Genomic DNA, 7,653 nt, shown 5'->3' with positions numbered 1-7,653 from the left:
ACCCGCGGCGCCACGCGGGCGACCACGCGCGCGGCGGGTGGCGTTTGTCCGCACTGCGCCCATCGTCACCTGCGGATTCGTGGCCCGGTGACCATCCATATCGGGCGTTGAACGGAGCACGGCAAGGAGGCGGCGGTCATGGACATGCGGAAATTCCTGCGCACCAAGGTCTTGGGTTTGTCGGCACGCCTGTCACGGCTGGCGCGCATCGACAATGCCTTCGTCGGCCTGCGTGCCCAGGACCTGCCCTATGCACCGTCGCCTGCCCATGTACAAGTCGCGAACCAGCGCCTGGCCGCTATCGAGGCGAACATCAAGCGACGCTACCGGTACCTGGCCAATACCTGGGAACAGGCGCCGGCCAATCGCGTACTGATCGATATCGCGCTGGTGGAGCGCGAGCTGGACCGGGCACGACGCGCGTTCGGCATGTTCTTCGAAGTGTTCGCCCAGCGCGGTACCAGCTTCGGTCCGGCGCTGGCGGCGCACGATGCCATCGCGGCCGATTGCTACGACGCGATCCGCCAGCATGCGCCACGCATCTTCGACGGCCCGCTGCTCAAACCCGTGTGCTACATGGAGCACGGCTATTCGCCGGCGACCATGCGCCGTGGCGTGCAGCTCTCGCGCCTGTTGGGCGAGGCCAATCCGTTTCCGCTGATCCGTATCCCGTGGGATCGCGATCAGCCCTGGCAGGCCGTGTTCATGCACGAAGTCGCGCACAACCTGCAGGCGGACCTGGGCATCTGGCAGGAGAACCGCCAGGCGGTGATCCGTCGGTTGCTCGGCCAGTTGCGCGACCCGGCCATCACCTCGGTCTATGCCCGCTGGCACAAGGAGATATTCGCCGACCTGGCGGCGATCCTGCTCGGCGGGCCGGCTGCGGCCTGGGGCATGGCGGAGTTTCTCGCACATCCGGCGCCGCGGGTCCTGACCTACAGGCCCGGGGCCCACCCCACCGGCTACCTGCGCATCATGATCCTGGCGGAGATGCTGCGCCGGCTCGGCTTCCAGCGCGACGCCAGCCAACTGACGCAGCTGTGGAACACCTTCTATGACCCGAAGCGCTTCCACCGGCTGCCGCCGCGCCTGCTCGGCAGCGCCGCGCGCACCATTCCGCTGGTGGTCGACGAAATCGCCTTCCAGACCCGGCGCAACCTGGCCCAGCGCGCACTGGTGGACATCCTGCCGTTCGGCCATGCCGACCAGGCGCGCATCACCGAAGGCGCGCAGCTGCTGATGCAGGGCCAGGTGTCGCGGCTGACGCTGCCGCCGCGCCATGTCGTCAGCGCGGCGGCCTATGCGCTGGCGTCGGGCCGTATCACTCCACGCGTCCTCGCCGACCAGGTCACCGCGTACCTGAACGGCGAACCCGTTCCGCGAACCGAGAAGTCACGTCCACGCGTAGCGGCGCGGCGTGAGCCCCTGTCTGTCGCCTAACGCTGCATCAAGGAGATGAGGTAGACCATGGTCACTTATTCGAGCACCGCCGCTTCCCCTGCCGGCAGCGGCACCAACGCCGGGGCACTGGAGAGCCAGCAACGCACCCTGGCACTGGACAACCTGATCCGCCGCGAGCTGAAGGTGGGCGACCCGAGTGACCCGCGGCAGATCGCCACGGCCCTGCTCGACCGCTACAAGGGCGACCCCCGTGCCCATGCGATAGCCACCGAGGCCAAGGGGCTGCCCTACCAGGCCAGTGGCCAAGGGCCCGCCATCGCGATGCCGGCCGCCACCTCCACTGACGCCGAGTGGCAGCAGGCGCTCGACGACATCGAGCTCGACCTGCGCGAGCTGACCAGCAACGTCCTGGTCAAGGACATAGTGCCGGAGCTGCGTGGCTGGGCGCAGGCCATCCGCTCGGCGCTGAAGGAGGGTTACCAGGCCGCCCGCTTCGCCCTCGATGCCCGCCAGCGCGACAAGGTCTTTGGCATCCGTCGGCAGTTGAACGACTATGCGCGGCTGGCGCGGCTCATCGGCGCGCTGACGCCGTCCATTGCGCTGAACTACCGCAAGTTCGCCCAGAGCCTGGATGAAGCGGCAGCCGTGCTGCTGGTGATGATGGGTGAAGTTCTCGCCCATGTCGGCTTCGGCGGCGGCCGCTTCCTGCTCCAGGCGCCTTATTCCGAGCTGCAGGGACGACGCGACGCGGTGATCTACGCACTGCGCAACCTGATCGGCTCGACCCAGGAAGCCTACGGGCAAAGCGAATGGCCGCGCGGCGTGGATGCCTACCGGCGCCTGTTCAAGGCCCTGGAGGACCGTGGCCATGGCGACCTGCGCGCCCTGCTGGTGGAGAACGAACTGGCGCGGGTGATGGACGAACTGCTGCAACGCGCCTCGCAAGGCGAAAGCGAAGGCCTGCGCGCCCTCGGCTCGACCGCGCAGATCGATCTGGCGCGCTTCCGTCATCTGGTGGCGGTCAGCCGCAGCCTGGTTTCGCCGGAGTCGCCGTCGCTGACTGCCTTCCTCGAGGCCCTGCTGCTGTTCGCCGAAGCCTTCGACTCGGCCGGCGGCTTCCGCCTGCTGCGCATCGCCCGGCCGCCGATCCTGCTCTATGGTCTGTATGGCGCCCACGGCGATAACCAGCGCGCCGAAAGCCGCCTGCTGGAGCTCATCCATCAGCGGGCGCTGCTCGCCCATCGCCTGGATTGCCTGGCCGATTGCGCCTGCGACGGGGATGGGGTGAGTCGCCAGATCGTCCTCGACAAGGTGCTTTACGATATCGACCGCGCCATCGACCTGTACGCCCTTGGTCGCCCGGAGGCCGACTTCGGCCTGCATGAGCAACGGGCTTCCGCCTACAGCTACATCATCGATGCGGCGCTGCTGGAGTGCGGCGTGTATGGCGGCGGCGCGCTCAAGCCGCGGGCTGAGTTGGTCGTTTCGAGCAATGAGAAAGGGAATTCCTTTATTGAAGTGCAGTGTGGCAAGCGGGCCGACCGCGACACGGCGGTCACGCCGATAGAGGCCGGATTGGAGCGTCTGCGAGGCCTGCTGCGCCCGACCTTCTACAGCGACGACAGTTGGTCCACGGACCCCAGCGTGCTTGCCGAGACGGGCCCGCGGGCCGCGCGTCTCCAGGAGCTTTCCGTCGCCGGCCACCTGGAGTCGAGATGGAGCGAAATGGTGGCGACGATGGCGCCCGGCTGCATCAGCCACCTGCGTATCTTCAATGGCGATGGCGTGCTGGTGCGCCTGATCAAGCGCGGCATCGTGCTCAGTAACAACGACTGGATGATGCACGTGAAGAAACACGGAAAATCGGCGGTGCGGCTGCACGTCGGCAATAGCCTGAACAGCAAGGCTGCCGAACTGAACCAGGTCATCGAGGCGCTGGATTCCGCCATCGAACAGGCAGCCGACTACGACCTGCTGGACATCGGCATGCCGCCGACCCTGGAAACCACGGCGGAGATGTTCGTCAGGGGTATCGAGCGCAGCGGTCTGAAGCGCGACGAAGTGGCCGAAGGCCCGAACATCATCATTCAGACGGAAGATCTCTCCCCGGATCCGGGCTCCTACCTGTCGACCACGGACCCGGGGGCCGCCGTCGCCCTCGTCCAGCAACTCGGCATGACGCTGATGGAGGGCGCGCGTTCCGGGCAGTTCCTGGCCGGCGCGCAGAAGCTGGAAGAGCAGCGCGAGCTCCTGCTCGCCAGCGTGGGGAGCATCCACGAGGCGGAAGCGCAGCGCATCATCGGCGAACTCGCCGGCTACGCCAGGAACCTGCAGGGCAAGGACGCGGACGCGTACATCAAGCGCAATCGCAACAAGCTGCAGGGCCAGGTCTACCGCCTGTTCGAACTGGCCAGCGGCGACTCCAGGCTGATCGAAGAGGAATCCGCTGATGCCTAGGCGGCGATGAACGCAAGAGCAGCACCAACCAAGTCCAGGTGAACCTGCCGGGAGAGCGGCCATGAGTTTTCAAACGACGGAAGTCATTCAGCGCCTGTGGGAGACCTTTTTGCGCGACCAACTGGCCAATTTGCCACCCGAACAGCGACAGCAGTTCGAGGTGCAGTTCGAGCAGCGCTTCGAACACCTGCTCAAGGGCGCCGCCAACGGCAACGGGCGTGATGGCTTTCTCGACCTGATCGGGTTCGGCAGCGAGGGCCCGGTGGATTTCGAGGACATCAGCTACCCCTATGTGCAGCCGGATTTCGACGATTCAGTGGTGCCGAGCCAGCTGCATGCCGCCGCCGAGCTGTATTTCATCTACCAGCACGAGCGCATGAAGGTGTTCCAGGTGGTGGAAGTGCTGCAGCGGCTGTTCCGCCTCGGCAAGATGCGCATCCAGCGCGGACCTGGTGCCCGCGGCCTGTACCTGCTGGAGAAATGGAAGCCGCTGCGCTACACGGCGCGGGACCGCATGGTGGCCTACCGGCGCGCGTTCAACTACGGCAATGCGCAGGCGCCGGCCGGCGCCATCGTCAACAAGAACTTCCATCGCCAGATGGTCGGCTTCATGGTGGCGGTATCGCATTACTTCCGCGACCTGCTCATCGGCGAAGTGATTCGCGGCGGCCAACTGATCGACCAGCGCCCGTTCGGCTCGGTAGCGACCATCCAGCGCCTGGGCATCGACCTACGCTACGCCCTGGATCGTTCCACCTACGGCAACATCTTCTCGCTGTCCATGGAAGTCGGGCACTACCTGCGCACGGTCCTGCAGCTGCTCGATGCGCCGGACATCAAGAAATCCTTCGATGCCAATACCAAGTGGGATGTCATCGAGATCGTCTCCAACCGCTACCTGGGCGGCATCGCCGAACCCTCGCAGCGCGCGAAGATGGCCGAGTCGGGCCGGCGCCTGTTGCAGTTCATCGCCGACAACGACTTCAAGACGGCGATCGATCCGATCCTCTTCCAGTCGACCATACGGCCGCTCGGGCCGCATGCCGAAGCCTGGATCGCGGCGTATCGGATGACACCGGATGGCCGCAGCTTCGCCGGCGTCACGCCCGCCCTCAAGGAAGCCGTCGGCCAGCGGCCCCAGACATTGCGGGTCGTCGCCTGACGACCCGCAATGTCCCGGATGGCGTTGCGGCACCGGTTGTTCAGACGGCCGATAGCGGCAAGGGGTAAGCACCATGCTACAGCCCGATCTTTCCGTGACCCTGAGCCAGCGCCGCCGTAGCTGCGTCCTGGACCCCGCACTGGCACTGGCCACGCCGTTCGGCCCACAACTGGTCGAGCGGCTGGCGCCCTGGCTGGAGCTGTGGATGGCGCGGGCCTTCTGGCACATCCTCGACAGCAGCGAGTTCTTCCTCAGCCGCCCTGAACAGCTATTTGCTGACCTGCATGCCGACCCGGCACAGCAGGTCAACGCCACGCAGTCGTTGCGGCTGTGGGAGCAGCGGCGCACGCAGACCGATTGCGCCAATCTGCCGTTCCACTGGATCGGCGATTGCACCAGCGAATCCAGCCTGCCCAGCGCCTGGCAGAACGGCGCCGGCAGCGCCCTTATCCAGCGCTATGAAACCCTGCATATCAGCCTGGTCGAGCGGGAATGGCAGCGCGACGGCGGCGGCCGCTCGGAGCTGCGCCTGGCGCGGCTCGACGCGCTCGCCCTGGCGGCGGCGCTGGGGCAGGCATTCGTGCTGACGACCCGCACGGAGCATGGCCCGCAACTCTGCGACGATGTCGCCGCGCTGAAGCTGGCCGAGAGTGCCGAGGCGCTGTCCCGCGGCACATCAGGCGGCGCCCTGGCCGGCACTGAGCGCGAGTGGTTGTGCCAGTTGCTGGCGCAGGCCGGTGTGGCGCCGCTGGTGCTGGCCGGACTGCCGCTGGCGGTGGTGCATGTGCTGGCGCCGGCGGCCAGCCTGCTGGCGGTGCAGCCGGTGGAGGAGCCGCTGCCGGCGCTGGCCGAAGCGGACCCGGAGCTGGACGCCCTGCTGGAGGATGAACTGGCGACGGCTCATGAGGCCGCGCTCGATCCCTGGGGCGATGCGCGGATTTTCTGGTACCCGCTTTAAGTCTCTCCCCCGTGCGGGAGAAGGGAGTCAATGGACATGTCAGAGACCTTGCAGGAGCACCGGGAACCCAGGACCCTCGACCGTACCGTCGATTCGGGGCGCCGCCCGCGGGTGAACGAACGCGCGCTGGTGATGGTCAGCGTGGCGGGCCAGATCGCCCACCCGGTCGGGCGGGCCAACCCCTATCGCATCGGCTACGACGGGGTGCCGCGGGTACTGCCGGCCACCGGCGGCATCGTCATCAATCAGCGCATCGGCGACCCCTGCATCGGCCTGGCCGGCGATCACATCGAGCCGGGCGTGGCGCTGCACAACAATGGCCGCGAAGTGGTCGGCCCACGTGACGGCCCGAACACCGCGCTGATGACCTATGCCTGCATCGGCAATCAGGCGCGGGTGATCAGCGGCCCCTGCACGGGGCAGGCGGGCGTCGTCACCGGTAAGCACGGCGGCATCAACCACGTGCTGGTGGACTTCCCGACCAGGGTGCTCAGCCGCTTGCAGATCGGCGATCGCATCCAGATCGTCAGCCACGGTCTCGGCGCACGACTGCTCGACTATCCCGATATCGAGCTGCTCAACTGCGCGCCACGGCTGCTCTGGCGCTGGGGCATCCAGGAGCGCGACGGCCGGCTGCTGGTGCCGGTCAGCCACCGGGTGCCCTCGGTGCTGATGGGGTCGGGCCTGGGCAAGAACAGCACCTGGCGCGGTGACTATGACATCCAGCTCGCCGATCGCGGCCTGCGCGAGCGCTACCGGCTCGGCAGCCTGCGCTTCGGTGACCTGGTGGCCATAGTCGATGCCGACAACCGGCGCGGTCCCTTGTACCGGCCGGGACGGGTCACCATAGGGGTGATCGTGCATGGCGACAGCACCGTCAGTGGCCACGGCCCCGGCGTGACGCCCCTGCTGACCGGGCCCAGCGCCCGCCTCGTGCCGCACCTCAGCCCAAGGGCCAACCTCGCCGCGGTGCTGGATATTCGCGAGCCGGCGCCCTTGCGCGACTACCGGACCCTGATCGAGGCCAGCGCAACCCGAGGACGGACGAGATGACCGCAAGATGAAATTTCTTCAGCGTCCGGCACGGCGATAGGGGGTCAACTATGCTTGCACTCCCTGTTTTGGAACTACCCGCGCTGTTCGGATGGCACGGCGAGTCGCCGTTGGCGGGAGTGTGGGCGCTCGAAACCCGCCCGATATTCCCGCGGCATGGAACTCATGCGCTCGCCGGGTAAGGCTGCGGGTAGTGGTGTCGGCGCAACTGAGGCCAGGGAATGTCGATATGGAAGACAAACGGGAATGGCGCGCGGCCGATCCGACCGCGCTTGCCGAAAGGTTGAACCTGCCCCACCAACCGACGCGGTCGGGCATGGAACCGGCGATCCTCGCCAGAGGCGTCGACCCGTCGGACCAACTGCTGCATTTGCTCACCGCGCGCGAACTGCAGATCGCCACGCTGGTTTGCTTCGGTCGACTCAACAAGCAGATCGCGGCGCAACTGCGCATCAGCGAGCACACCGTCAATACCCACCTGCGCCGCGTCTACTCCAAGCTGGGCGTGAACAACCGGGCGGCGATGGTCTTTCGTTGTGCGGCCTTTCTCGAGCACGACTGCGAACTGGGATTGCAACGCGCATCCGACCGCGCCGGCTGAGTACGGAGGGTCTGCGCTTGC

6 protein-coding genes are annotated in these 7,653 nt (G+C 66.9%); all 6 read left to right on the top strand.

Annotation, left to right across the window (positions count from 1 at the left end; translation table 11 throughout):
• Nucleotides 1-138 precede the first annotated feature (138 nt).
• The 6 genes from E8F11_RS22140 to E8F11_RS22115 all read left to right on the top strand — a co-directional run bounded on the left by E8F11_RS22140 (nt 139) and on the right by E8F11_RS22115 (nt 7,632).
• Nucleotides 139-1,440 carry a hypothetical protein gene (locus tag E8F11_RS22140; protein WP_280291023.1) on the top strand — a complete coding sequence of 434 codons (1,302 nt, stop codon included), beginning with the start codon at nt 139-141 and terminating at the stop codon, nt 1,438-1,440.
• Between the two features lie 27 nt (nt 1,441-1,467).
• Entirely contained in the window at nt 1,468-3,858 is a 2,391-nt protein-coding gene (locus E8F11_RS22135; protein WP_280291022.1) for a hypothetical protein, read from the top strand.
• A gap of 61 nt (nt 3,859-3,919) precedes the next feature.
• The gene (locus E8F11_RS22130) at nt 3,920-5,020 is read left to right on the top strand and encodes a hypothetical protein (protein WP_280291021.1); all 1,101 of its coding nucleotides are present in this window, start codon (nt 3,920-3,922) and stop codon (nt 5,018-5,020) included.
• Between the two features lie 73 nt (nt 5,021-5,093).
• Nucleotides 5,094-5,978, top strand: coding sequence for a hypothetical protein (locus tag E8F11_RS22125; protein WP_280291020.1), 885 nt, complete (start codon nt 5,094-5,096; stop codon nt 5,976-5,978).
• 36 nt (nt 5,979-6,014) lie between these two features.
• Nucleotides 6,015-7,031, top strand: coding sequence for a DUF4438 domain-containing protein (locus tag E8F11_RS22120; protein WP_280291018.1), 1,017 nt, complete (start codon nt 6,015-6,017; stop codon nt 7,029-7,031).
• Nucleotides 7,032-7,260: 229 nt separating this feature from the next.
• Entirely contained in the window at nt 7,261-7,632 is a 372-nt protein-coding gene (locus E8F11_RS22115) for a helix-turn-helix transcriptional regulator (protein WP_280291017.1), read from the top strand.
• Nucleotides 7,633-7,653: the final 21 nt, after the last annotated feature.

Origin of the sequence: Pseudomonas sp. BN417 (assembly GCF_029871205.1) — a bacterium.
Lineage (GTDB): Bacteria > Pseudomonadota > Gammaproteobacteria > Pseudomonadales > Pseudomonadaceae > Metapseudomonas.
This window is presented reverse-complemented; position numbering and strand designations above follow the sequence as displayed.